Annotated in this window: 20 protein-coding genes; 7 read left to right on the top strand and 13 right to left on the bottom strand. The window is 68.6% G+C overall.

From position 1 onward, the window contains the following. Positions 1-19 precede the first annotated feature (19 nt). From fis to RTK35_RS23335, 11 genes are all read right to left on the bottom strand, one after another. On the bottom strand, positions 20-340 hold the full coding sequence (gene fis, locus RTK35_RS23285) for a DNA-binding transcriptional regulator Fis (RefSeq protein WP_044411145.1): 321 nt from the start codon (positions 338-340) through the stop codon (positions 20-22). After that, entirely contained in the window at positions 337-1,332 is a 996-nt protein-coding gene (dusB, locus tag RTK35_RS23290) for a tRNA dihydrouridine synthase DusB (RefSeq protein WP_044411146.1), read from the bottom strand. Before dusB ends, fis begins: the two co-directional genes overlap by 4 nt. 169 nt (positions 1,333-1,501) lie before the next feature. Then, entirely contained in the window at positions 1,502-2,926 is a 1,425-nt protein-coding gene (locus RTK35_RS23295) for a DUF3426 domain-containing protein (RefSeq protein WP_316909104.1), read from the bottom strand. An 83-nt stretch (positions 2,927-3,009) separates the two neighbouring features. Further along, positions 3,010-3,888: a 50S ribosomal protein L11 methyltransferase gene (gene prmA, locus RTK35_RS23300; RefSeq protein ID WP_316909105.1), complete on the bottom strand. Its 879-nt coding sequence runs from the start codon at positions 3,886-3,888 to the stop codon at positions 3,010-3,012. A gap of 34 nt (positions 3,889-3,922) precedes the next feature. Continuing rightward, positions 3,923-4,786: an EI24 domain-containing protein gene (locus RTK35_RS23305; protein WP_316909106.1), complete on the bottom strand. Its 864-nt coding sequence runs from the start codon at positions 4,784-4,786 to the stop codon at positions 3,923-3,925. A gap of 72 nt (positions 4,787-4,858) precedes the next feature. After that, positions 4,859-6,202 (bottom strand): acetyl-CoA carboxylase biotin carboxylase subunit, encoded by a 1,344-nt coding sequence (gene accC / locus RTK35_RS23310; protein ID WP_044411155.1) that lies wholly within the window; start codon positions 6,200-6,202, stop codon positions 4,859-4,861. Positions 6,203-6,219: 17 nt separating this feature from the next. Then, the gene (gene accB, locus RTK35_RS23315; protein WP_316909107.1) at positions 6,220-6,690 is read right to left on the bottom strand and encodes an acetyl-CoA carboxylase biotin carboxyl carrier protein; all 471 of its coding nucleotides are present in this window, start codon (positions 6,688-6,690) and stop codon (positions 6,220-6,222) included. A gap of 25 nt (positions 6,691-6,715) precedes the next feature. Beyond that, on the bottom strand, positions 6,716-7,159 hold the full coding sequence (gene aroQ, locus RTK35_RS23320; protein ID WP_044411161.1) for a type II 3-dehydroquinate dehydratase: 444 nt from the start codon (positions 7,157-7,159) through the stop codon (positions 6,716-6,718). 115 nt (positions 7,160-7,274) lie between these two features. Further along, the gene (locus RTK35_RS23325; RefSeq protein WP_182851652.1) at positions 7,275-9,047 is read right to left on the bottom strand and encodes a protein-disulfide reductase DsbD; all 1,773 of its coding nucleotides are present in this window, start codon (positions 9,045-9,047) and stop codon (positions 7,275-7,277) included. A 177-nt stretch (positions 9,048-9,224) separates the two neighbouring features. After that, positions 9,225-11,189 carry a methyl-accepting chemotaxis protein gene (locus RTK35_RS23330; protein WP_316909108.1) on the bottom strand — a complete coding sequence of 655 codons (1,965 nt, stop codon included), beginning with the start codon at positions 11,187-11,189 and terminating at the stop codon, positions 9,225-9,227. Between the two features lie 101 nt (positions 11,190-11,290). Next, a complete protein-coding gene (locus RTK35_RS23335; protein WP_044411168.1) occupies positions 11,291-12,904 on the bottom strand; it encodes a diguanylate cyclase in 1,614 nt (537 codons plus the stop codon). 305 nt (positions 12,905-13,209) lie between these two features. Between RTK35_RS23335 and RTK35_RS23340 the strand changes: the two genes are divergently transcribed. The 4 genes from RTK35_RS23340 (at position 13,210) to speA (ending at position 17,858) form a co-directional block, all read left to right on the top strand. Further along, complete coding sequence (locus RTK35_RS23340) at positions 13,210-14,277, top strand: DUF2333 family protein (protein WP_182851654.1); 1,068 nt, start codon at positions 13,210-13,212, stop codon at positions 14,275-14,277. Further along, positions 14,277-14,801 carry an NUDIX hydrolase YfcD gene (gene yfcD, locus RTK35_RS23345; RefSeq protein ID WP_044411174.1) on the top strand — a complete coding sequence of 175 codons (525 nt, stop codon included), beginning with the start codon at positions 14,277-14,279 and terminating at the stop codon, positions 14,799-14,801. The genes RTK35_RS23340 and yfcD overlap by 1 nt, the downstream gene beginning before the upstream one ends. 640 nt (positions 14,802-15,441) lie before the next feature. Continuing rightward, entirely contained in the window at positions 15,442-15,813 is a 372-nt protein-coding gene (locus tag RTK35_RS23350) for a translation initiation factor Sui1 (protein ID WP_069562441.1), read from the top strand. 131 nt (positions 15,814-15,944) lie between these two features. Then, positions 15,945-17,858 carry an arginine decarboxylase gene (gene speA / locus RTK35_RS23355; protein WP_044411180.1) on the top strand — a complete coding sequence of 638 codons (1,914 nt, stop codon included), beginning with the start codon at positions 15,945-15,947 and terminating at the stop codon, positions 17,856-17,858. Positions 17,859-18,791: 933 nt separating this feature from the next. Here speA and RTK35_RS23360 read toward each other — a convergent pair. After that, positions 18,792-20,204 (bottom strand): PLP-dependent aminotransferase family protein, encoded by a 1,413-nt coding sequence (locus RTK35_RS23360; protein WP_316909109.1) that lies wholly within the window; start codon positions 20,202-20,204, stop codon positions 18,792-18,794. 87 nt (positions 20,205-20,291) lie between these two features. On the opposite strand from RTK35_RS23360, the gene RTK35_RS23365 reads away from it, so the two are divergent. From RTK35_RS23365 to RTK35_RS23375, 3 genes are read left to right on the top strand one after another with little or no spacing between them, the layout of a single operon-like run. After that, the gene (locus RTK35_RS23365; RefSeq protein WP_316909110.1) at positions 20,292-20,735 is read left to right on the top strand and encodes a GNAT family N-acetyltransferase; all 444 of its coding nucleotides are present in this window, start codon (positions 20,292-20,294) and stop codon (positions 20,733-20,735) included. Positions 20,736-20,747: 12 nt separating this feature from the next. Further along, positions 20,748-21,362 (top strand): FMN-dependent NADH-azoreductase, encoded by a 615-nt coding sequence (locus RTK35_RS23370; protein WP_044411190.1) that lies wholly within the window; start codon positions 20,748-20,750, stop codon positions 21,360-21,362. Continuing rightward, positions 21,359-21,790, top strand: coding sequence for a carboxymuconolactone decarboxylase family protein (locus RTK35_RS23375; RefSeq protein ID WP_044411193.1), 432 nt, complete (start codon positions 21,359-21,361; stop codon positions 21,788-21,790). The genes RTK35_RS23370 and RTK35_RS23375 overlap by 4 nt, the downstream gene beginning before the upstream one ends. A 4-nt stretch (positions 21,791-21,794) precedes the next feature. On the opposite strand, the gene RTK35_RS23380 is transcribed toward RTK35_RS23375, so the two are convergent. Then, positions 21,795-22,250, bottom strand: coding sequence for a DUF2214 family protein (locus RTK35_RS23380; RefSeq protein WP_316909111.1), 456 nt, complete (start codon positions 22,248-22,250; stop codon positions 21,795-21,797). Position 22,251: the final 1 nt, after the last annotated feature.

Below are 22,251 nucleotides of genomic sequence, written 5' to 3' on the forward strand. Positions count from 1 at the left end.
TTCTTTATCGAATACGTGCTTACAGGAGGTCGTACTGCTTGAGCTTCTTGCGCAGCGTGCCCCGGTTGAGGCCGAGCATCTCGGAGGCTTTGGTCTGGTTGCCCTTGACGTAGTTCATCACGGTTTCCAGCAGCGGGGCCTCCACTTCGGAGAGCACCAGGTTGTAGACGTCCGTGACCGTCGCGCCCTCCAGGTGGGCGAAGTAGTTGTGCAGTGCCTTCTCGACGCTGCCGCGCAGGGTCTGGCCCTCGGCGGTCGGTGTGGTCAGGTGCTGTTTCAGGTTGGCGTTGTCGCTCACGGGTGTTGCCCCATCAAAAAAATTCTCGGTCATCGTCGTCATGCGGCCTTATCCCCTTCGTTGTGACGCTCGGCGAAAAATTGCCGAACGCTGGCGCACTGCGCGTCCGTGGACTCCAAACGATTGAACTGGGCGCGAAACTCCCTGGCGCCCGGCAGGGTTGCGAGATACCAGCCAACATGCTTGCGGGCGATGCGTACGCCCATCACTTCGCCATAGAAGGCGTGCAGTGCGGCCAAGTGCTCCAGCAGGATCTGTTCCACCTCTTCAAGCCCCGGCACCGCCAGCAGTTCGCCGGTGGCCAGGTAATGCGTGATCTCGCGGAAGATCCAGGGTCGCCCCTGGGCCGCTCGACCGATCAGCAGGGCATCGGCACCGGTGGCGTCGAGGACCTGTCTGGCTTTCTGTGGCGAGTCGATGTCGCCGTTGGCAAAGACCGGGATCGACACCGACTGCTTGATCGCGGCGATGGTGTCGTACTCGGCTTCGCCGGTGTACAGGTCGGCCCGGGTGCGACCGTGAACGGCCAGCGCCTGGATACCCGACTCTTCGGCGATCCTCGCCACGGCGATGCCGTTCTTGTTGTCGCGGTCCCAGCCGGTGCGGATCTTCAGCGTGACCGGGACATCGACGGCCTTCACCACGGCGTCGAGGATGCGTGCCACCAGGGCTTCATCCTTCATCAGCGCGGAACCGGCCGCCTTGTTGCAGACCTTCTTCGCCGGACAGCCCATGTTGATGTCGATGATCTGGGCTCCGAGCGCCACATTGGCCCTGGCCGCCTCGGCCAGCATCTCCGGGTCGCCGCCGGCGATCTGCACCGAACGGGGCTCCGGGTCGCCTTCATGAAGCAGGCGCAACCGGGACTTGCGGCTGTTCCACAGGCGCACGTCGCTGGTGACCATCTCGGAGACTACCAAGCCGGCACCCAGGCGACGGCAAAGCAGACGAAACGGACGATCGGTCACGCCCGCCATGGGGGCGAGTATCACCTGGTTGGGTAGGGCATACGGGCCGATGCGTACCGCCGACATGGGTCTTCCCTGCCTGTGGGGCCGGATCTTGGTCTACGAAAAAGGGTGGGCATCATACCCGCTCTCGATGACCGGATAAAGGTTGTTTTGAACAAATTCTGAACAGTGCCGAGCTTATCGCCAGGGGTTCTGGCAAGGCTCCGGAGCGGCGTCCGGCGGGCCTGTCAGGCTATTCCGGGGAGTGGAAGCTCAGGCTGTAATTGACCGCCTTGGCACCGGGATCAAGGATGTCCAGCGAGATGTGGATCGGCGTCTGCGGCGGCATTTCCGTCTGCCCGGCCAGCTCCCCGCCAAGGTATTCGCCGGGCTTGAAGCGACGGTTGGCGAGCAGTTGCCCGTTGATGTCGGCGAAGCGCAGTTCCAGCAGCGGGAAGGGCTGGGAGAAGGCCGCGCGGTTGTAGATGATCGCATCCACCACCAGGGCGCCGGTGAAATCCGGGTGGCTGCGCACCACCAGGTTGCTGCTCTTGATCAGGTTGACGTCGACCTTGGAAGGCAGGCGGCAGCCGATCTCGGGGCAGAGCTGCTCGAACCAGGGGCGGTACTGGTCGGTGCGGGCCAGTTCGTCGAAGTGGTACCAGACGTACTGGAAGCCCAGGGCGAGGCCGCCGATCAGGTTCAGCAGGCCCCAGCCGATCCAGCGGCCCCAGGGCTTGTGCGGGGCTTGCCATTCCAGTTGCAGGGGCTCGTCGTCCAGGTCCAGCAGGCCCTTGTCGCGCAGGCTTGGTTCGTTGCGCGGAGGGCTGCGGGTCACGACGGGCTCGGTCGGCGCGTCGTCCAGCGGTTCGTCTGCGTTGTCCTCGTCCCGTTCCTGCGTGGCGCTGCGGTCGGGGGCGGGCAGGTCCGGTTCGTCATCGGGCTCGTCGTCGCGGGCCGAGCCGATGCTCGGCAGCGGATCGTCCTCTTCCTCGACGGCGGCCAGGTTCAGCGCGGGCTCGCGGCGCTCCGGCTCGGCCGGGCGCGGCGGCGGCACGGGTGCCTGGGGGGCAGAGGCGGTGGGGCGTTGCTCGGCGTGCAGCAGGGCCTCGGCCCAGCCTTCGTCGTAGCGTTGTTCGGGGTCGTCACGCTGGCCCAGCAACTGCTCGCCCGGCTTGGGGGCGGCCTGCAGGGCCATGAATTCGCGGGAGAGCTTGAGTTCTTCCTGCTCCAGCTTGGCCAGTTCCTCGTCGAGGTCGAGGCTGTCCAGGTCGAGGTCGTCGTGGATCCACAGGGTGTTCTTGTCGCCGCTCTTGCCGCTGGGGGCCGGCGTTGCGGCGGCCTGGGGCTTGAGCACGGTGGCGACGCTGGGCACGCTCGGAGCCGGAGCCGGAGCCGGAGCCGGAGCCGGAGCCGGAGCCGGAGCCGGAGCCCGGGGGGCGGGTGGCGTCGGGCTCGGGGCGGCCGGGCGAGCGGGTGGCGTGGCCGCAGCCGGGGCGGTCGTCGTCGGGGCCGAGGCTTCCTTCGCCGCCAGGCTCCCCAGCAGTTGCTTGGCCGCGTTGAACACGTGCAGGCACGCGCCGCAGCGCACCGCGCCATGGGCCGCCGCCAGCTGGGCGCGGGTCACGCGGAAGCTGGTCTGGCAATGGGGGCACTGGGTGACGAAGCTATCGGTCATGCGGCGGTCCGGGCAAAACGACGCGCTAGTCTACCAACTCGCCACGTCGCTGGCGCATTCCTGCTGTGCATCCTTTGCGGGCCTCAGCGACGAACGCCGCTGATGCGTACCCAGCCATCCTTCTCGGCGGTCGGGTCCAACTCGAAGGCGTCGGCGTAGGCCGCGCGGACCTCCTCGGCCTGCTCGGCGAGGATGCCCGACAGTGCCAGGCGGCCGCCGGCCTTGACCAGCGCGGTGATCTGCGGCGCCAGGGACACCAGCGGGCCGGCGAGGATGTTGGCCACTACCACGTCGGCCGGCTGTTGCGGCATGTCGGCGGGCAGGTAGACGGGGAACAGGGCCGGGTCGATGCCGTTGCGCGAGGCGTTGTCGCGGGAGGCCTCCAGGGCTTGTGGGTCGATGTCGGTGCCCTCCGCCTGGCGCGCGCCCAGCAGCAGGCCGGCGATGGCGAGGATGCCGGAGCCGCAGCCGAAGTCGATCAGGTCGCAGCCGCCCAGTTCCTGGCCGTCCAGCCATTCCAGGCACAGCGCGGTGGTCGGGTGGGTGCCGGTGCCGAAGGCCAGGCCCGGGTCCAGCAGCAGGTTCACCGCGTCCGGCTCGGGGGCGTCGTGCCAGCTCGGGACGATCCACAGGCGGCGGCCGAAGCGCATGGGCTGGAAGTTGTCCATCCAGCTGCGTTCCCAGTCCTGGTCTTCGATGCGCTCGATCTGGTGCTGCGGCAGGGCGCCGCCGGTGAGCAGTTCGAGGTGCGCCACCAGCGCCGTCTCGTCGGTGTCGGCCTCGAACAGGGCCAGCAGGTGGGTGTGGGACCAGAGCGGGGTAGTGCCGAGGTCGGGCTCGAAGATCGGCTGGTCTTCGGCGTCCATGAAGGTCACCGAGACGGCACCGACTTCCAGCAGGGCGTCTTCATAGGTTTCCGCCTGATCCGGGGTGATGGCGAGACGGACTTGTAACCAGGGCATGGCGAAACCTCGATGCGGCGTGGAGAAGGGGCTCTTACGGGGCGGGCAAGCTTACTTGAGGCTCGGGTGCCGTGCCAGCCGCGGCGTCCAGGCGGTCGAGGCCGCGGTAGGCGAGGTGGCAGACGCCGCTGCCGAGCAGGGCCGGGAGCAGCAGATTGAGCACGGGAACCACCGCCAGCATGAGGATCAGCAGGCCGAAGGCGATGAGGGCGCCGCGCTGGGCCCGCACCACGCGCATCTGTTCGGCGCCACTGGCCAGTCCGGCGAGGGCGGCGGGCACCAGGAAGCGCACGTTCAGGTAAGCCAGCAGCATCAGCATCAGGACGCCGTTGACCACGGGGATCAGCAGGCAGAGCAGCGGGCCGATTCCGATGCCAATGCCGAGGCCCAGCCAGGGGCCGAGGTGGTAGCGGCCGGCGCGCAGCAGGTCGGTGGCGGCGGGTTGGCGCTGGAGCAGGCTGGGGTAGTGGCTGCGGGTACGGGTCTTCAGGCGCCCCATCAGCACCCAGCGCAGGCTGAGGCGGATGCTGAGCACCACGGCGCCAGCGTAGAGCACGACCACGATAGCCACTGCCAACAGTGCGGCGTAGACCGCCATCAAGGCCAGGGCTGGGGCGATGTTGGCCATGGCGCTGATGGTCGCCGGGCCGCCGCTGACGCTTGGGAGCAACCCGAGGGCGGCAGCGCCCATGATCACGAAGGAGGCGATCAGCCCGGCGGCCTTGGCGATGAACTCGAAGTGGGCATAGAACAGCCAGCCCCAGAAGCTGGTCATCAGCAGGCAGAGGCCCGACGAGCCGATGAGGATGCCCGGCCGCAGGCTGGAGCGCAGGGCCAGGCCCAGGCAGATGAAGGCTTCCAGGAAGGCCCGGCCGATGGACTTGAATCTTGCTTTCACGGGCGGGGCATTCCTTTGCGTGGCGGAAATGAAGAAGGGCCGCATTATGCGGCCCTTCGGGGTTCACCAGGCTTACTTCTTGCCCAGTTTGTGCTCGAGGTAGTGAATGTTCACGCCCCCTTTGCAGAAACCCTTGTCGCGGGTGAGGTCGCGGTGCAGCGGGACGTTGGTCTTGATCCCGTCCACCACGATCTCGTCGAGGGCATTGCGCATGCGCGCCATGGCCTCGTCGCGGTCCTTGCCGTAGGTGATCAGCTTGCCGATCAGCGAGTCGTAGTTCGGCGGTACCGAGTAGCCGCTGTACAGGTGCGAATCGACACGCACGCCGTTACCACCCGGGGCGTGGAAGTACTTCACCTTGCCCGGGGAGGGCATGAAGTTGTCCGGGTCTTCGGCGTTGATGCGGCACTCCAGGGCATGGCCACGGATGACCACGTCTTCCTGCTTGATCGAGAGCTTGTTGCCTGCGGCGATGCTGAGCATCTCCTTGACGATGTCGACGCCGGTGACCATCTCGGTGACCGGGTGCTCCACCTGGACGCGGGTGTTCATCTCGATGAAGTAGAAGCGGCCGTTCTCGTAGAGGAACTCGAAGGTACCGGCACCGCGGTAGCCGATCTCGATGCAGGCCTGGACGCAGCGGGCCAGCACTTCGGCGCGGGCCTTCTCGTCGATGCCGGGGGCGGGGGCTTCTTCCAGCACCTTCTGGTGGCGGCGCTGCAGGGAGCAGTCGCGGTCACCCAGGTGGATGGCGTTGCCCTGGCCGTCGGAGAGAACCTGCACTTCCACGTGGCGCGGGTTGGTGAGGAACTTCTCCAGGTAGACCATGGAGTTGCCGAACGCGGCACCGGCTTCGGTGCGGGTCAGCTTGGCCGACTTGATCAGCTCGTCGGCACTGTGCACCACGCGCATGCCGCGACCACCGCCGCCACCGGCGGCCTTGATGATCACCGGGTAGCCGACGTCCTCGGCGATCGCCAGGGCGGTCGCTTCGTCTTCCGGCAGCGGGCCGTCGGAGCCCGGAACGGTCGGTACGCCGGCCTTCTTCATGGCGTCCTTGGCGGACACCTTGTCGCCCATCAGGCGGATGGTGTCGGCTTTCGGGCCGATGAAGGCGAAGCCGGAGTTCTCCACCTGCTCGGCGAAGTCGGCGTTCTCGGCGAGGAAGCCGTAGCCCGGGTGGATCGCGGTGGCGCCGGTTACTTCGGCGGCACTGATGATGGCCGGGATGTTCAGGTAGGACTGGGCGGCGGGTGCCGGGCCGATGCAGACGGTCTCGTCAGCCAGGGACAGGTGCATCAGCTCGCGGTCGGCCGTGGAGTGCACCGCTACCGTCTTGATGCCCAGCTCCTTGCAGGCGCGCAGGATGCGCAGGGCGATCTCGCCACGGTTGGCGATCAGGACTTTTTCCAGCATCACAGGCTCTCCGCGGTTCAGACGATGGTGAACAGCGGCTGGTCGTACTCAACCGGCTGACCGTTTTCCACGAGGATGGATTCGATCACGCCACTGGCTTCGGCTTCGATGTGGTTCATCATCTTCATCGCTTCGACGATGCAGAGGATGTCGCCTTTCTTAACGGTCTGGCCGACTTCGGCGAAGTTGGCCGAGGTGGGGGAGGCGGCGCGGTAGAAGGTGCCGACCATCGGCGAGCGGACCACGTGGCCGTTCAGCTTGGGAGCAGCCGGGGCAGCGTCGGCTGACGGAGCCGGGGCAGCAGCCGGCGCGGCGGCAACGGGCGCCGCGACCGGAGCCGGGGCAGCGGCGTAGACCGGCTGGGCGGCCATGGCCTTGTTGCTGTGACGGCTGATGCGCACGGACTCTTCGCCCTCGCGGATCTCCAGCTCGTCGATCCCGGACTCTTCCAGCAGTTCGATCAGTTTCTTGACTTTACGGATATCCATTAATCATCAACTCCCAAGGGTGAGGTCAGGGGCGTTCAAGGTGTTCCAGTGCCGCGTCCAGGGCCAGGCGGTAGCCGGTGGCGCCCAGACCGCAGATCACTCCCACGGCTACGTCGGAGAAGTAGGAGTGATGGCGGAAAGGTTCTCGTTTGTGCACGTTGGACAGGTGCACTTCGATGAATGGGATGCTCACTGCGAGCATCGCGTCACGTAGCGCGACACTTGTATGCGTGAAAGCGGCCGGATTGATCAGGATGAAGTCCACGCCCTCGTTGCGCGCAGCGTGGATCCGCTCGATCAGTTCGTACTCGGCGTTGCTCTGCAGGTGCATCAGGTGGTGCCCGGCTTCGCGGGCGCGGCGCTCCAGGTCCTGGTTGATCTCGGCCAGGGTGGTGGCGCCGTACTTGTCGGGCTCGCGGGTCCCCAGCAGGTTGAGGTTGGGACCGTGCAGGACGAGCAAGGTGGCCATGGGCTGTCTTCCTTATTGGGGCCAGGCGGGACCGTGAAGGATAGTCGTGACTGTCCCTGTGTCGCCAGTAGTCGACACGATGCCCGCAGATTGCGGCAGATTTATGAAGTTCCGCTTATTGACGCGAGCCGGCGCGGGCCAGGTGGTCGGCGAACGCGGCGGCGTGGATCTCTCCTACGACACGCAGATCGGCCCATTCGTCACCGTTCGCCCCGAAGAACAGCAGGGCCGGCGGGCCGAACAGCTTGTAGCGGTCCAGCAGGGCGCGCTGCTCGGCGGTGCTCTCGGTCATGTCGAAGCGCACCAGGCGGTAACGGCCCAGCTGCGCGGTGACCTCCGGCGCGGTGAGCACCTCGCGCTCGATCACCTTGCAACTGATGCACCAGTCCGCGTACCAGTCCAGCAGCAGCGGTTGCCCGGCGGCCTTGGCGGCGGCCTGGGCGGCCTCAAGCTCGGCCGGCGTCTTCACGGTGATCCAGGCACCGGCGGCTGCCGTGGCCTGGGGAGCGCCGGCCACGCCGGCACGGCCCAGCGGGCGCAGCGGATCGGCCTCGCCCTTGAGCGCGCCGACCCAGGTGGCGCCGGCGTAGACCAGCAGCACCAGCCCGGCGAGTTGCGCCAGGCGCTGGCGCGGGGATTTGGGGCCGAACTCCAGGGTGCCGAGGAACAGCGCCACCCCGGCAGCCAGCAGGCCCCACAGGGCCAGGCTCAGCGAGCCCGGCAGCACCCGCTCCAGCAGCCACACCGACACCGCCAGCAGCAGCACGCCGAAGGCATTGCGCACTGCCACCATCCACGGGCCGGAGCGCGGCAGCAGCGCGCCGCCACCCACCGCGAAGAGCACCAGCGGGGTGCCCATGCCGAGGCCCAGCAGGAACAGCTTCAGGCCGCCGCCCAGGGCATCGCCGCTGGCACTGATATAGAGCAGGGCGCCCGCCAGCGGGGCGGAGACGCAAGGAGAGACCAGCAGGCTGGACAGTACCCCCAGCGCTGCCGCACCCCAGATCGAGCCGCCCTGGGTGCTGCCGGCCAGGCGGTCCAGCGGGCCGGCGAGGAAGCCCGGCAGGCGCAGTTCATACAGGCCGAACATGGCCAGGGCGAACACCGCGAAGAAGGCCGCGAAGGGCACCAGCACCCAGGCCGATTGCAGGCGCGCCTGCAGGTTCAGCTCGGCGCCGAACACGCCCATCAGCGCGCCCAGCACGGCGAAGCAGGCCGCCATCGGCAGCACGTAGGCCAGCGACAGCACCAGGCCCCGGCCGCCGCCCACCTGCCCGCGCAGCACCACGCCGGAGAGGATCGGCAGCATCGGCAGCACGCAGGGGGTGAAGGTCAGGCCCAGCCCGGCGAGGAAGAACAGCGCCAGCTCGTGCCAGCTCCAGCCCTGCCCGTCGCTCGGCACCGCACCGTCCGGCGTGGCGGCGGACGCGGCGCCGATCTGCAGCGTCTCGGTTTCCGGCGGGTAGCACAGGCCCTTGTCGGCACAGCCCTGGTAGGTCACCAGCAGCTTGAAGGGGCGCTGTTGCGGGTTGTTCAGCGGCAGGTCGACGTCGAGGACCTCGTAGTACACCTCCACGTCGCCGAAGTAGTCGTCGGTCTTGTGCTTGCCCGCCGGCAGTTGCGCCGCGCCCAGGCCGACATCGGCCGGCTCGGTGCGGAACTGGAAGCGGTGCTTGTAGAGGTAGTAGCCCTCGGCGTTGGTGAAGCGCAGCTTGATCGCCGTGGGTGAACTCTCCACCAGGCTGAGGCGGAAGGCCTCGCGCACCGGGAGGAAGTCCTGGCTGTTGTTCAGCGGGGCGCCGAGGGTGGCGCTGGGGCGGCCGTCCAGCAGCCCGGCGACGGCGGGCAGGGTGGCCAGTAGCAGGATGAGGGTCAGCAGACGACGCATGGGACACTCGGCAGGCAAAGGTGCCGGGCATGATAACGGAGCCGGTCCGCGCCCGGCAGGCCGATCCTGTAAGCGGCTTTCTCACCGCGCCGAAAGGTCATGCGCCGTCCCCTTGGGCGCGCCGCCTGCGCCCGGGGCGCGACACGTCGCCGCAGGCCGGCGGGTTTCGACGGCCTGCTAGACGCGGAAGGCCTGCACCGCCTGGTTAAGCTCGCCGCCCAGCTGCAGCAGCTGCTCCGCCTGGTCGCGGCTGCGGCCGATGTGGCGCAGGTTGTCGTCGCCCTGCTGGTGGATCTGCTCGCTGTAGCCACGGATCTCGCTCACCGCGCCGCTCTGGTTGGCGGTGGCCTCGGCGATCTGCCCGGCGGTGCTGGCGATGGTGCGGATGGCGTCGACGATCTCGTCCAGCGCCCCGTCTGCCGCGGCGGCGCGGGTGGCGGTGGCCTCGGCGTGCTCCACCTGGGCGCGCATGCCCTGCACCGACTGGTGGGCGGCGGTCTGCAGGCGGCCGATGAGTTCCTGGATCTCCCCGGTGGCGCCGGCGGTGCGTTGCGCCAGGGTGCGCACCTCGTCCGCCACCACCGCGAAGCCGCGCCCCTGCTCGCCGGCGCGGGCCGCTTCGATGGCCGCGTTCAGCGCCAGCAGGTTGGTCTGCTCGGCGATGCCGCGGATCACCGTCAGCACGCTCTCGATGGTGGCCGACTCCTGGGCCAGGCGCTCGATGGCGCTGGCGTTGTTCTGCACCTCGCCCACCAGCGTGCGCATGCCGGTCAGGCTCTGGCCGATGATGCGCTGGCCCTGTTCCACCGCACGGCCGGCCGCGTGGCTGGCGTCGGCGGCGTGGGCCGCGTCACCGGCCACCTGCTGGATGGTGGCCTCCAGTTCGCCCAGGGCATCGCGGATCTGCCCGGTGCCCACCGCCTGGCGTTCGGCGCCGTCGTGCAGGCCGCCGTTGAGGCCGGCCAGGGTGTGGCTGCTGCTCAGCACCTGCTCGGCGTGGTGGCGGATGGTGCCCACCAGGTCGCCCAGGTAGGCCCGCAGGCGCGCCAGGGAGCCCTCGATGCCGCGCAGGTCGTCGATGCGTGAATCCAGGTGGATGGGCTGGCTGAAGTCCCCGGAGGCCCAGTGGGACAGCGCCTGCATCAGGCGCCCGAGCACCCGGGTGAGGTTGCGCTGGATGCGGTCCACCGCCAGGGCGATGAGCAGGATCAGGCCGATCATCAGCCCCTGCATCAGCCGCACCTCGCCCTGGATGCGGCCGTGCTCGGCGCGCACCAGGGGCTCCAGGGCTGTCAGGGCCTGGCGCAGGTCGTCGAGGCGGGCGCGGGTGGCCTTGGCCAGTTCGGCGCGGTTGGCGATCAGCTGGCGGGTGCGCTGCAGTTCGGCCGGGTAGCGGCCAACCAGGCTGGACAGCTCGCGCTTGAGGGCGACGCCACGGTCCTCGGCGGCCTTCTGCTCGCCCTGGTCGGCCAGGCCCATCATCGCCGCGAAGTCGTCGGAGGCGGACTGGCTCTGCTCGGCCACGCCCAGCAGGGGCAGGGCATCGAGGCGGGCGGATTCCTGGCCGAGGGCGGCCAGTTCGCGTTCCACGTCGGCCGCCAGTTCGTCACGGCCGCTTTCCACCAGCTTGGCGCGGGCGTGGGCCAGACGCGTCAGGTGCTGGGAGGCCGCCAGCAGCGGCGCCCGGTAGTCCGCCGCGTGGGCCGGGTCGCCGGCGTCGGCATAGTGCGCCAGTTGCTCCAGTGCCCCGTCCAGCTCGCGCTCGGCCTGGATCAGCAGGCCCTGCGGGTCACCGGCCAGCTTGCCGGCGGCCAGGAGCTGCTCGGCCGCAAAGGTGCGCAGCGGGTCGATGCCGCCGCGCAGGGTGCTGGCCAGCTCCGGCGGCAACTGCTGCAGGCGCTGGTCCAGGTCGTCCAGGCCCTGGGTGGCGGCACTGTGGCGCAGGGCATCACCGCTGGCGAGGTAGGCCTCGATGTTGTCGCTGACGTCCCGCTGCACGCGCTGCGCCAGGTCCAGGTACAGCTCCATCACCTGGTAGGGGCGTTCCAGGGCGCGCTGGGACCACCACAGCGTGGCGCCCAGGGCCAGGCACACGGTGACGAGAAGAAGGGTATTGAGGTTGGTGAGCTGCTTCAGGCGCATGGGGGCCTCGACCTACAACGAACAGGACGGCGGACCCCGACGATATTTCGATTCGATTGCGGCTTGATGACAGCGTGACCTGCGTCACGCTGCGGGACGGCTCAGCGAAACAGCTCGACGCGGTTGCGGCCGCTGCGCTTGGCCTGGTAGAGCGCCTCGTCGGCGCGCTTGGAGAGGGTGTTGCTGTCGATGTCGTCGCTCAGCTCGGCGATGCCGCAGCTGAAGGTGCAGGACAGGTCGTGGGGCTGGGCCGGGTAGCGGATCTCGGCGAAGCGCTGGCGGATCTCGTCCAGCACCCGCTGGGCGGCTTCCAGGTCGGTGTCCGGCAGCACCACGGCGAACTCCTCGCCGCCGTAGCGGCCGATGTGGTCGCTCTTGCGCAGGCGCTGCTTGAGGAACAGCGCGAGGCTCTTGATCACCCGGTCGCCCATGGGGTGGCCGTAGGTGTCGTTGACCTTCTTGAAGTGGTCGATGTCGAGCATCGCGAAGCACAGCGGCCGGCCATCGCGGCGCGCGCGGGAGCGGGCGTCCTCCAGCAGCTGCAGGGTGTGGGTGTGGTTGAACAGCCCGGTTAGGCTGTCACGCACCATCCGCGCCTTCAGGCTGCGGGCACGCTTGGCGCGGGTGCGCACGGTGGCGATCAGGTGGCGCGGCTTGATCGGCTTGGTGAGGAAGTCGTCACCGCCCTCGCTCATCGCGTCGAGCTGCTTGTCCAGGTCGTCCTCGGCCGACAGGTAGATGATCGGCACGCTGACGTAGCGCTCGTTCTGGCGGATCACCTTGGCCAGCTCGGTGCCAAGGCACTCGGGCATGTACATGTCGAGGATGATCAGGTCCGGCTGGAACTCCGCCAGGGCCGCCATCGCCTGCACCGGCTCGGTGATGGCGCGGGTGACGATGCCGGCGCTGTTCAGGGTCATCTCGGTGTGCATCGCCTGGGCGCGGGAGTCGTCCACCACCAGCACCCGGTAGGGCTCGTAGTGGGCGGTGCGGGTCAGGGTCTCGATGCGCTCCAGCAGGCTGGAGGCGTCCAGCGTGCCGGTGTAGAACTCCTGCCCCCCGGCGCGCACGGCGGCCAGGCGGGTCGGGGTGTCGGTGTCGTCGTGGCTGAAGAACAGCACCGGCAGCTTGTGCTCCAGGCCCTTCTGCGCTTCCCACGCCAGTTCCAGGCCCATGCCGGTGCCGGCGAAGTCCACTTCCATGACGATGGCCGACGGGTGCCGCTCGGCCATGGCCGCGCGGAAGGCGTTGGCGTCGTTGCAGGTCTGCGCCGAGAGGCCGAAGAACTCCATCTGCTGGGCCAGGCGTGCGGCGCGCTCGCCGTCCTGCAGAGCCAGGTAGACCGGCTTGCGCAGGGGCGGCAGGAAGGTCTGTTCGAGCTGGTCGCCATGGCGCAGCCCGGTGCGCGACAGGCGCTGCATCAGCTGGCTCAGCTCGGTGATCAGTTCGCTGGACAGGCGCCCACGGTTGGCCTGGATGCCCACCAGGCAGGCTTCGATGCTCTGGGCCAGCTGGCTGTGTTCGGGCTGTTCGAAGCGCTGGGCATAACGCTGCAGGAGGGTGTTGGCCTCGGTCAGCTCGGTGAGGTCGGACTCCCGCCACTCGCTGCGCTGCAGCCGCTGCCAGACCTCCAGAAGATGGCGCGCCTGGTGGATCACCCGTTGGGCGAAATAGGTCTTCAGGCGATCGCGGCTCGGATCTTCGGGTTCGGTCATGACGGGCTTCTGGGCTTCTGGTCGTTTTCTGGACGAAATCCGACCTGGATGGTGGCGCTATGCTAGCACCTCGTTGCAGCCGTGCCAGTACCGCCGATCCCTTGGCGCCAACCTTTTCTCCGGGAGTGCCACTGGGTCACAGCGCGAATGTGCGCATCGTCTCAACACCTTGTCACCGGCCCACTCTTGGTTTGGCCATTGGGCGCTGGCAAGGTCGCTCGCTTCACTTATAGTGCGAGGCCGGCGGCACCCTTGCGCAAGGGCGCTGTCGAAACTTGCCGAACGGATGAGTGAAGGACATAGCCATGCTGGACTGGAAGAAGCGTGCGGGCCAGGCACGAGATCGCGTCGATGATTCGGTGGACGATGTCCGCAGCTACCTGGGAGGCATCTGGGTCAGCCGCGCCCTCGGCGCCCTGCTCGGCATCTACCTGGTGGGAGCGGGTGTGGTGGGCTGGTACTGGAGCCAGGAGCCCGAGCTGTTCCCCGTGCAGCAGAATGCCCAGGCGGCGGCCGAACGCGCCCAGCGCAAGCTGGTCACCGGCTACACCACGGTCGAGACCCTAAAACAGGTGGCTCAGACCCTGCTGGACAAGCCCGGCGGCTACCTCTCCAACGACCTGGCCCCGCCCGGTATCTGGCTGGACAACATGCCCAGCTGGGAATACGGCGTACTGGTACAGGTTCGCGACCTGACCCGCGCCCTGCGCAAGGACTTCGCCCGCTCCCAGTCGCAGTCCACCGAGGACGTCGACCTGGCGCGCGCCGAGCCGCGCTTCAACTTCGACAACAAGAGCTGGGCCCTGCCCGCCTCCGAGACCGAGTACCAGGAAGGCATCCGCTCCCTGGACCGCTACCTGGCCCGGCTCTCCGACCCGAGCCAGCCCGGCGCCCAGTTCTATACCCGCGCCGACAACCTCAACAACTGGCTGGGTGACGTCGCCACCCGCCTGGGCTCGCTGTCCCAGCGCCTGTCCGCCAGCGTCGGCCGGGTCCGCCTGAACACCGATGTGAAGGCCCAGGACGGGCAGGAAGGCGTGGTGCCCAAGATGAGCGAGGAGATCGTCGAGACGCCCTGGCTGCAGATCGACAACGTCTTCTATGAGGCCCGTGGCCAGGCCTGGGCGCTGTCCCACATCCTGCGTGCCATCGAAGTGGACTTCGCCGACGTACTGGCCAAGAAGAACGCCACCATCAGCGTGCGGCAGATCATCCGCGAGCTGGAGGCCGCCCAGGAGCCCCTGTGGAGCCCCATGGTGCTCAACGGCAGCGGCTACGGCGTACTCGCCAACCACTCGCTGGTGATGGCCAACTACATCTCCCGCGCCAACGCCGCCGTGATCGACCTGCGCCAGCTGCTGGAGCAGGGTTGATGGCCCTCGACCCGCGCGAGGCGGCCCACCGCGCCGCCTCCGACGCCGAGCGGGTGGCCTGGGTCGACGAGCAGGACCGCCTCCTCGGCGGCCTGCCCCGGGCCGAGCTGCGCGAGCGCGGGCTGGTTTCCCGTGGCACCTTCATCCTCCTGTTCAACAGCGCCGGCCAGCTCTGCGTGCATCGCCGCACCCTGAGCAAGGCGCTGTACCCGGGCTACTGGGACGTCGCCGCCGGCGGCATGGTCCAGGAAGGGGAGGACTACGCCCTCTCCGCCGCTCGTGAGCTGGAGGAAGAACTCGGCATCGCCGGCGTGCCCCTGCGCGAGCATGGGCGCTTCTACTTCGACGAGCCGGGCAACCGGCTCTGGGGCGCGGTGTTCTCCGCCGTGTCCGACGCGCCCCTGCGGCTGCAGCCGGAAGAGGTGATGGAGGCGCGATTCATGAGCCTCGACGAGGCCCAGGCGCTGGAGAACTGCTGCCCGGACTCGCTCAAGGCGTTGCGTCTTTATCTGGCGTCGCTCTAAGCCCGCTGTAGCTGGCAGCTCAACGCCCTCCTCATTCAAGGCGCCGATGCGCACATCCAGGCTATTAGGGGCTGGAAGGGTGGGGCGGGGACAACCGCCCCTTCAGGAGGCCGAGTGGAGTCGGTGCAACGGGGGTTGAGCGGCATGGATGCCGCGAGAGGCGCGATCTGGCCATGGATGGCCAGTCGCGCCGTGCCCCCCCCCGGGGCACCGATGGAGCGAGGGAAGTCCCGCGCAGCGGGACCCGGATGCAGGGGCGAGCCTTTTTGGTTTCTTTTTTGGCGACTGAAAAAAGAAACTCGCCAGGCAAGGCGAAACAGAAAACATCCGCAAAACTCGATAATCAGCTTGGCGCCACAGGTTCCCTTCGCGCCGTACCGCCCGAAATACCCCTTGAAACCCCCGCCCGGCGCGGGTTTGTGCAATATCCCGGACCCTTTCGTGCACGATGCCGAACAGGGTCGCCAATCTGACGATCAATGGCGCAAATTCGCACTTAGCATTCGCCGCGAATACTGCTAAATTGCGCCGCCTTTCAACCCCGGCTTCCCGGCCGGGGCTGCGCTGCCCCTGCCAGAGTGGGGCTTCGCGGTCGGCCCCCGCCGACCAGTCGCTATCCTGACCCCTACGAGGAAAGCCGGTGGTCAAGAAAGCTTCGTCCTTTGCCGCCCTCGGCGGCCTGGTGTACTCCACCGACAGCGGCCGGCACTGCCCGGACTGCGCCCAGCCCATCGACGCCTGCACCTGCAAGCAAGCCACCGTGCCCGCCGGCGACGGCATCGCGCGCGTTCGCCGCGAAACCAAGGGCCGGGGTGGCAAGACCGTCACCACCGTCAGCGGCGTGCCGCTGGCCGGCGACGAGCTGAAGGAGCTGGCCAGCGCGCTCAAGCGCCGATGTGGCACCGGCGGTGCGCTCAAGGACGGCGTGATCGAGATCCAGGGCGACCACGTGGACCTGCTGCTCGACGAGCTCGCCAAGCGCGGCTTCAAGGCCAAGAAATCCGGCGGCTGAGCCACGGCTTTCTAAACTGACCGTCATCGCCACGGTCAACACTCCAACGTCATACGACCGCTTTAACCTGCCCACGCCTGCCCGGTACGTCCCGGCGGGTTCGGCTCTTTTCATCCCACAGGGGGAACACGATGTCTGCACGACGCACGCGCAAGGACGATGGCAGCCGCTGGACCGTAGCGGACAGCCGCAGTGTCTACGGGATCCGCCATTGGGGTGCCGGTTTCTTCGCCATCAACGAGGCCGGGCGCGTCGACGTGCGTCCCAGCGGCCCGTCCAGCGAACCGGTGGACCTGCACGACCTGGTCGGCAACCTGCGCGAGGCGGGCCTGTCCCTGCCGCTGCTGGTGCGCTTCCCCGGCATCCTCCAGTCGCGCGTGCGCCAGCTCACCGGCGCCTTCGACGCCAACATCGCGCGGCTGGAGTACCAGAACCGCTACACCGCCCTGTACCCCATCAAGGTCAACCAGCAGGAAGCGGTGGTGGAGAACATCATCGCCACCCAGAACGTCTCCATCGGCCTGGAAGCCGGCTCCAAGCCCGAGCTGATGGCCGTGCTGGCGCTCGCCCCCAAGGGCGGCACCATCGTCTGCAACGGCTACAAGGACCGCGAGTTCATCCGCCTGGCGCTGATGGGCCAGAAGCTCGGCCACAACGTCTTCATCGTCATCGAGAAGGAGTCGGAGGTGGAGTTCGTCATCGAAGCCGCCGCCGAGCTGAAGGTCGCGCCCCAGGTCGGCCTGCGCGTGCGCCTGTCGTCCCTGGCCTCCTCCAAGTGGGCCGACACCGGCGGCGAGAAGTCCAAGTTCGGCCTCTCCGCCGCCCAGCTGCTGTCGGTGGTCGAGCGCTTCCGCAAGGCCGGCCTCGACCAGGGCGTGCGCCTGCTGCACTTCCACATGGGCTCGCAGATCGCCAACCTGGCCGACTACCAGCACGGCTTCAAGGAAGCCATCCGCTACTACGCCGAACTGCGCAGCCTCGGCCTGCCGGTGGACCACATCGACGTCGGCGGCGGCCTGGGCGTGGACTACGACGGCACCCACTCGCGCAACGCCAGTTCCATCAACTACGACATGGACGACTACGCCGGCGTGGTGGTGGGCATGCTCAAGGAGTTCTGCGACGCCCAGGGCCTGCCGCACCCGCATATCTTCTCCGAGAGCGGCCGCGCCATGACCGCGCACCACGCCGTGCTGGTGATGCAGGTCACCGACGTCGAGCGCCACAACGATGCCGTACCGGTGGTGGACGACAGTGAGGAGCAGCCCGAGATCGTCCGCTGGCTGCTCGACCTGCTCGGCCCGACCGACACCGAGATGGTCACCGAGACCTACTGGCGCGCCACCCACTACATCGGCGACGCCGCCGCGCAGTACGCCGAAGGCAAGCTGACCCTGGCGCAGAAGGCCCTGGCCGAGCAGACCTACTTCGCCATCTGCCGCCGCCTGCACAACCAGCTCAAGGCCCGCCAGCGCTCCCACCGCCAGGTGCTCGACGAGCTGAACGACAAGCTGGCCGAGAAGTACATCTGCAACTTCTCCGTGTTCCAGAGCCTGCCGGACACCTGGGCCATCGGCCAGGTGCTGCCGATCATCCCGCTGCAGCGCCTCGACGAAGAGCCCCTGCGCCGCGCCGTGCTGCAGGACCTGACCTGCGACTCCGACGGCAAGATCAAGCAGTACGTCGACGAGCAGAGCATCGAGACCAGTATGCCGGTGCACGATGTGCGCGAAGGCGAGGACTACCTCCTGGGCGTGTTCCTGGTGGGCGCCTACCAGGAGATCCTCGGCGACATGCACAACCTGTTCGGCGACACCGACTCGGTGAACGTCTACCAGCGCGAAGACGGCAGCGTGTACCACGCCGGCATCGAGACCCACGACACCATCGAGGACATGCTGCGCTACGTGCACCTGTCCCCCGAGGAGCTGATGGCCCTCTACCGCGACAAGGTGGCCAGCGCCAAGCTCAGCCCCCGCGAGCGCACCCACTACGTGGACGCCCTGCGCCTGGGCCTGACCCGCTCCTCCTACCTGTCGTCCTGATCGCCCCGCGCCCCGAAAAGCCCCGGCCCATGCCGGGGCTTTTTCATTCCGCCGCCAGCCAGGACGAAGCCAACGTAGCCCGGGCTTCAGCCCGGGAGCGGAGTTATCCCCAGGGCCCATGCGCCAGGAATCGGTGGATGAAAAGAGCGTCATCCCCCCCTAAGCGAGCCTCCACCCCCTGCCGCCCCGTAGGGTGTATCGCGCTTCATCGACCCACCGTCTCGTCGCCAGAACGGGGTGAGTCCGTAGGATGCGGTGAGCTCGGCGAACCGCATCAATCCACGCCCAACCCGCGATGATGGGCTTCGCACAGCTCAGCCCATCCTACGGGTGCCATGGCGCCGTCCGGTGAGCGCCGGTCCACCTTCTGTTGCGCAGGTTTCGGGTGTTATCCCCAGGATCTGGGTGCCGGTAATCGGTGGATGAAAAGAGCGTCATCCCCCCTACGTGAGCCTCCACACTCGCCACCCCGTAGGGCGTATCGCGCTTCATCGATCCACCGTTCGGCACGAGCTTGAGGCAGTCCGTAGGATGCGGTGAGCTCGGCGAACCGCATCAATCCACGTCCGGCCCACCATGATGGGCTTCGCACAGCTCAGCCCATCCTACGGGTGCCTTGGCGCCGTCCGGTGAGCGCCGATCCACCTTCTGTTGCGCAGGTTTCGGGTGTTATCCCCAGGGTCTGGGTGCCGGTAATTGGTGGTTGGGTCGCACTTCATCGATCCACCGTCTCGTCGCCGGAACGGTGTGAGTCCGTAGGATGCGGTGAGCTCGGCGAACCGCATCAATCCACGCCCAGCCCGCGATGATGGGCTTCGCACAGCTCAGCCCATCCTACGGGTGCCTTGGCGCCATCCGGTGAGCGCCGATCCACCGTCCGGCACGGGCTTGAGGTAGAAGCGGTGGGCTGAAGCCCACCCAACGGTTGGGTGTTTACCCGGTCGCTTCGACGGCGGCCCGCAATCGCTGGGCCAGGTGCCGGGCCTCGTCGGGGGTGGCGATGTTGGTGAAGCCCAGCGCCAGCCCCGGCGCGCCTCGGCTCTCCAGGCGCCAGCGCGACAGCGGCACCACCGCCAGCCCCGCCTGGCGGGCGCGCTGGGCGATGGTGGTGTCGTCCTGGCCGTCCGCCAGGTAGGCCAGCAGGTGCATGCCGCCGGCCTGCTGGTCGATCCGCAGGCCCTCGCCAAACGCGGCCAGCAGCGCCTCCCGCGTGTGGGCGCGGCGCTCGGCGTAGAGGCTGCGCATGCGCTTGAGGTGGCGGGCGAAATGCCCCTGCTCGATGAAGTCCGCCAGGGCCGCCTGCATCAGCTCCGGGCAGCCGCTGGGGAACAGCCGCGCACTCTGGCGGAAGGCCTCCACCTGCGCCGCCGGCACCACCAGGTAGGCCATGCGCAGGCCGGGGTAGAGCACCTTGCTCAGGGTCCCGGCGTAGAGCACCCGGCCGGCCTCATCCAGGCTCTTCAGCGCCGGCAGCGGGCGGCCGTGGTAGCGGTACTCGCTGTCGTAGTCGTCCTCGATGATCCAGGCCTCGGCCCGGCGCGCCCAGTCCAGCAGGGCCAGGCGGCGGGGCAGGGACAGCGCCACCCCGGTAGGGCTCTGGTGGGTCGGGGTGACCAGGGCGAAGCGAGCGTCGGCGGCCCGCCGGCAACCGGCCTCCACCACCAGCCCCTCGCCGTCCACCGGCACCGGCACGCAGTCCAGCGGCAGCGCCGCGAGCATCTCGCGGGCGTGGTGATAGCCCGGGTCCTCCAGCCAGATGCGGTCCCCCGGGCGCATCAGCGTGCGCTGCACCAGCGCCAGGCTGGCGAGGTGGCCGGTGGTGATGAACACCTGCTCGGGCGAGCAGCGGATCCCCCGGGACACCCCCAGGTACGCCGCCAGGCTTTCCCGCAGCGGCCGGTGGCCCACCGGGTCGGGCGTCATCATCGCCGGGCCGGACAGGGCCCGCAGGTGGCGTTGCACCAGGCGCGTCCACAGCTTGCGGGGGAAGGCGTCCAGGGCCGGCAGGCCAAGCTGGAACGGCTCCAGCCGGGGCGCCTCGGCTGGCGCCGCCGTGCGGGCCGGCCCCGGTGTGGCCGGGCGTTCCGGCAGGCTGCCGCCCAGGCGCGGCGACACCCGCGTGCCGGCCGGGCCGTGGGCCTCCGCATAGCCCTCGCCGATCAGCATCTGGTACGCCGCCTCCACCGTGCCCCGCGCCAGGTTCAGCTCGCTGGCCAGGGCCCGCAGCGAGGGCAGCCGCGCCCCCGGGGCCAGGCGGCCCTGCTCGATGGCCTCGCGCAGGCGTTGGTAGAGCTGCAGGAACAGCGGCGTATCGAGGGTGCGGTCCAGCGACGGGCGGGTGGTCATGGCCTGGTCATTTCCTCGAATCTTGGCTCTGTAGGCTGGGACATGGGCGCCCTAGAGTAGCGCCCAACCACTCACCGGACAGCCCCCATGAGCGACGCCCCCCTGCAGTTGCACCACCTCGAAGCGGACGAACCCGCCCTGCGCGCGGCCTTCGGCCTGATGCACCAGCTGCGCCCGCGCCTGGCCGATGCCGACGCCTTCGTCCAGCGTGTCGCCCGGCAGCGCCAGCAGGGCTACCGGCTACTGGCCGCCAGCCAGGACGGCCGCCTGCTCGGGCTGGCCGGCTACCGCACCCTGGACAACCTGATCCACGACCGCTTCGTCTACGTCGACGACCTGGTCACCGCCGAAGAGGCCCGCAGCCAGGGCGTCGGCGCCGCGCTGCTGGCGGAGGTGGAGCGGCTGGCGCGCGCCGACGGGTGCGCCAAGCTGGTGCTGGACACCGCCTTGGCCAACGCCCTGGCCCAGCGTTTCTACTTCCGCCAGGGCCTGCTCGCCTCCGGCCTGCACTTCAGCCGTTTTCTCACCTGACCGGAGGACCCCATGCCCCGAACCCTGCTCATCGACTGCAGCCCCAACGGCGAAGCCTCCCTCGGTGGCCGACTGGCCCGCGAGATGGCCGAGCGCCTGCAACCGCGCAGCGACTTGCAGCTGCGCGACCTGGTGGCCGAACCGCTGCCGCCTTTGACCGGCGACTACGCCCGCGCCCTGATGACCCGCGCCGCGAAGGACGACCCCGCCTTCGCCGTATCGGAAACCCTGGTGCGCGAAGTGGAGGCCGCCGACCACCTGCTGATCGCCACCCCCATGCACAACTACATGGTGCCGGCCTGCCTCAAGCTCTGGCTCGACTACGTGGTGCGCATCCAGCGCACCTTCACCCTGCGCAACGGCACCAAGGAAGGGCTGCTGGAAGACCGGCCCTGCTTCGTGGTCATCAGCTCCGGCGGCACCTACCTGGGCGCGCGGGCCAGCCAGGCCGACTTCCTCACCCCCTACCTGCGCCACATCCTCGGGGTGATCGGCCTGCACCACGTCGAATTCTTCCACCTCCAGGGCCTCGCCCAGGGCCCCGAAGCCGTCGCCCAGGCCGAGCAGCAGATCCGCGCCCGGCTGGACACCCACCCCTACTTCAACCCCATCGGAGTTTTCCCATGAGTGCACTCAGACTGCCGTTCAGCGAACTGTCCCCCCGTGTCTACCAAAGCCTGCTCAGCGCCAAGAACGCCCTGCAGGACAGCCCCCTGGGCAACGCCCTGATCGAACTGGTGTACCTGCGCATCTCGCAGATCAACGGCTGCGCCTTCTGCCTGGAGATGCACAGCCGCGCCCTGCGCGCCGGCGGCGAGCAGCAGGCGCGCCTGGATGCCCTGGCCGGCTGGCGGGTGAGCGGGTTGTACAGCGAGCGCGAGCGCGCCGCGCTGGAATGGGCCGAGTCGCTGACCCGGCTGGAAGGCAGCGGCGCCCCCGACTCGGCCTACGAGCCGCTCAAGGCGCATTTCAGCGACACCGAGATCAGCGACCTCAGCTTCGTCTGCGCTCTGATGAACGCCTTCAACCGGCTGGCCGTGGGGATGCGCCTGTAAGGGCTCAGCCGATCACCCCGAAGCCCCGCGCCATCAGCGCGCCCAGCAGCGGCAGCACCAGCAGCAGGGTCAGCTCGGCGCGCAGGGTGATCACCAGCAGCTTGCCGGTGCGCGGCGACAGCACCGGCACCTGGCCGGCCTTGATGCTGTTGCGCCAGCCGAGGAACACCACCGTGGGGAAGGTGGAGAGCAGCGCCACCAGCACGAACAGCCCGGCCTTGGCGTGGAACAGGCTGTTGTGCAGGTAGTAGGCGCTGCCCTTGCCGAACCACAGCACCCGCGCCAGCCCCGTGGCCAGCACCAGGCTGGCGGTGATGCCGTAGGCGATGTCGATGCGCATCAGGCTGCGGGCCCGGTCCAGGTCCAGCGGCAGCTTGAACAGGCGGTGCTCCAGCACCAGCAGCGCGAACAGCAGGAAGATCGACAGGTAATGCAGGTAGGCAGCGATCGCGTCGGCCATG

This window comes from Pseudomonas sp. zfem003 (genome assembly GCF_032621675.1).
Classification (GTDB): domain Bacteria; phylum Pseudomonadota; class Gammaproteobacteria; order Pseudomonadales; family Pseudomonadaceae; genus Metapseudomonas; species Metapseudomonas otitidis.

Coding starts and splice junctions, on each gene's coding strand:
- fis (WP_044411145.1), bottom strand. CDS start 340: ATGACGACGATGACCGAGAATTTTTTTGATGGGGCAACACCCGTGAGC.
- dusB (WP_044411146.1), bottom strand. CDS start 1,332: ATGTCGGCGGTACGCATCGGCCCGTATGCCCTACCCAACCAGGTGATA.
- RTK35_RS23295 (WP_316909104.1), bottom strand. CDS start 2,926: ATGACCGATAGCTTCGTCACCCAGTGCCCCCATTGCCAGACCAGCTTC.
- prmA (WP_316909105.1), bottom strand. CDS start 3,888: ATGCCCTGGTTACAAGTCCGTCTCGCCATCACCCCGGATCAGGCGGAA.
- accC (WP_044411155.1), bottom strand. CDS start 6,202: ATGCTGGAAAAAGTCCTGATCGCCAACCGTGGCGAGATCGCCCTGCGC.
- accB (WP_316909107.1), bottom strand. CDS start 6,690: ATGGATATCCGTAAAGTCAAGAAACTGATCGAACTGCTGGAAGAGTCC.
- aroQ (WP_044411161.1), bottom strand. CDS start 7,159: ATGGCCACCTTGCTCGTCCTGCACGGTCCCAACCTCAACCTGCTGGGG.
- RTK35_RS23325 (WP_182851652.1), bottom strand. CDS start 9,047: ATGCGTCGTCTGCTGACCCTCATCCTGCTACTGGCCACCCTGCCCGCC.
- RTK35_RS23330 (WP_316909108.1), bottom strand. CDS start 11,189: ATGCGCCTGAAGCAGCTCACCAACCTCAATACCCTTCTTCTCGTCACC.
- RTK35_RS23335 (WP_044411168.1), bottom strand. CDS start 12,904: ATGACCGAACCCGAAGATCCGAGCCGCGATCGCCTGAAGACCTATTTC.
- RTK35_RS23340 (WP_182851654.1), top strand. CDS start 13,210: ATGCTGGACTGGAAGAAGCGTGCGGGCCAGGCACGAGATCGCGTCGAT.
- yfcD (WP_044411174.1), top strand. CDS start 14,277: ATGGCCCTCGACCCGCGCGAGGCGGCCCACCGCGCCGCCTCCGACGCC.
- speA (WP_044411180.1), top strand. CDS start 15,945: ATGTCTGCACGACGCACGCGCAAGGACGATGGCAGCCGCTGGACCGTA.
- RTK35_RS23360 (WP_316909109.1), bottom strand. CDS start 20,204: ATGACCACCCGCCCGTCGCTGGACCGCACCCTCGATACGCCGCTGTTC.
- RTK35_RS23365 (WP_316909110.1), top strand. CDS start 20,292: ATGAGCGACGCCCCCCTGCAGTTGCACCACCTCGAAGCGGACGAACCC.
- RTK35_RS23370 (WP_044411190.1), top strand. CDS start 20,748: ATGCCCCGAACCCTGCTCATCGACTGCAGCCCCAACGGCGAAGCCTCC.
- RTK35_RS23375 (WP_044411193.1), top strand. CDS start 21,359: ATGAGTGCACTCAGACTGCCGTTCAGCGAACTGTCCCCCCGTGTCTAC.
- RTK35_RS23380 (WP_316909111.1), bottom strand. CDS start 22,250: ATGGCCGACGCGATCGCTGCCTACCTGCATTACCTGTCGATCTTCCTG.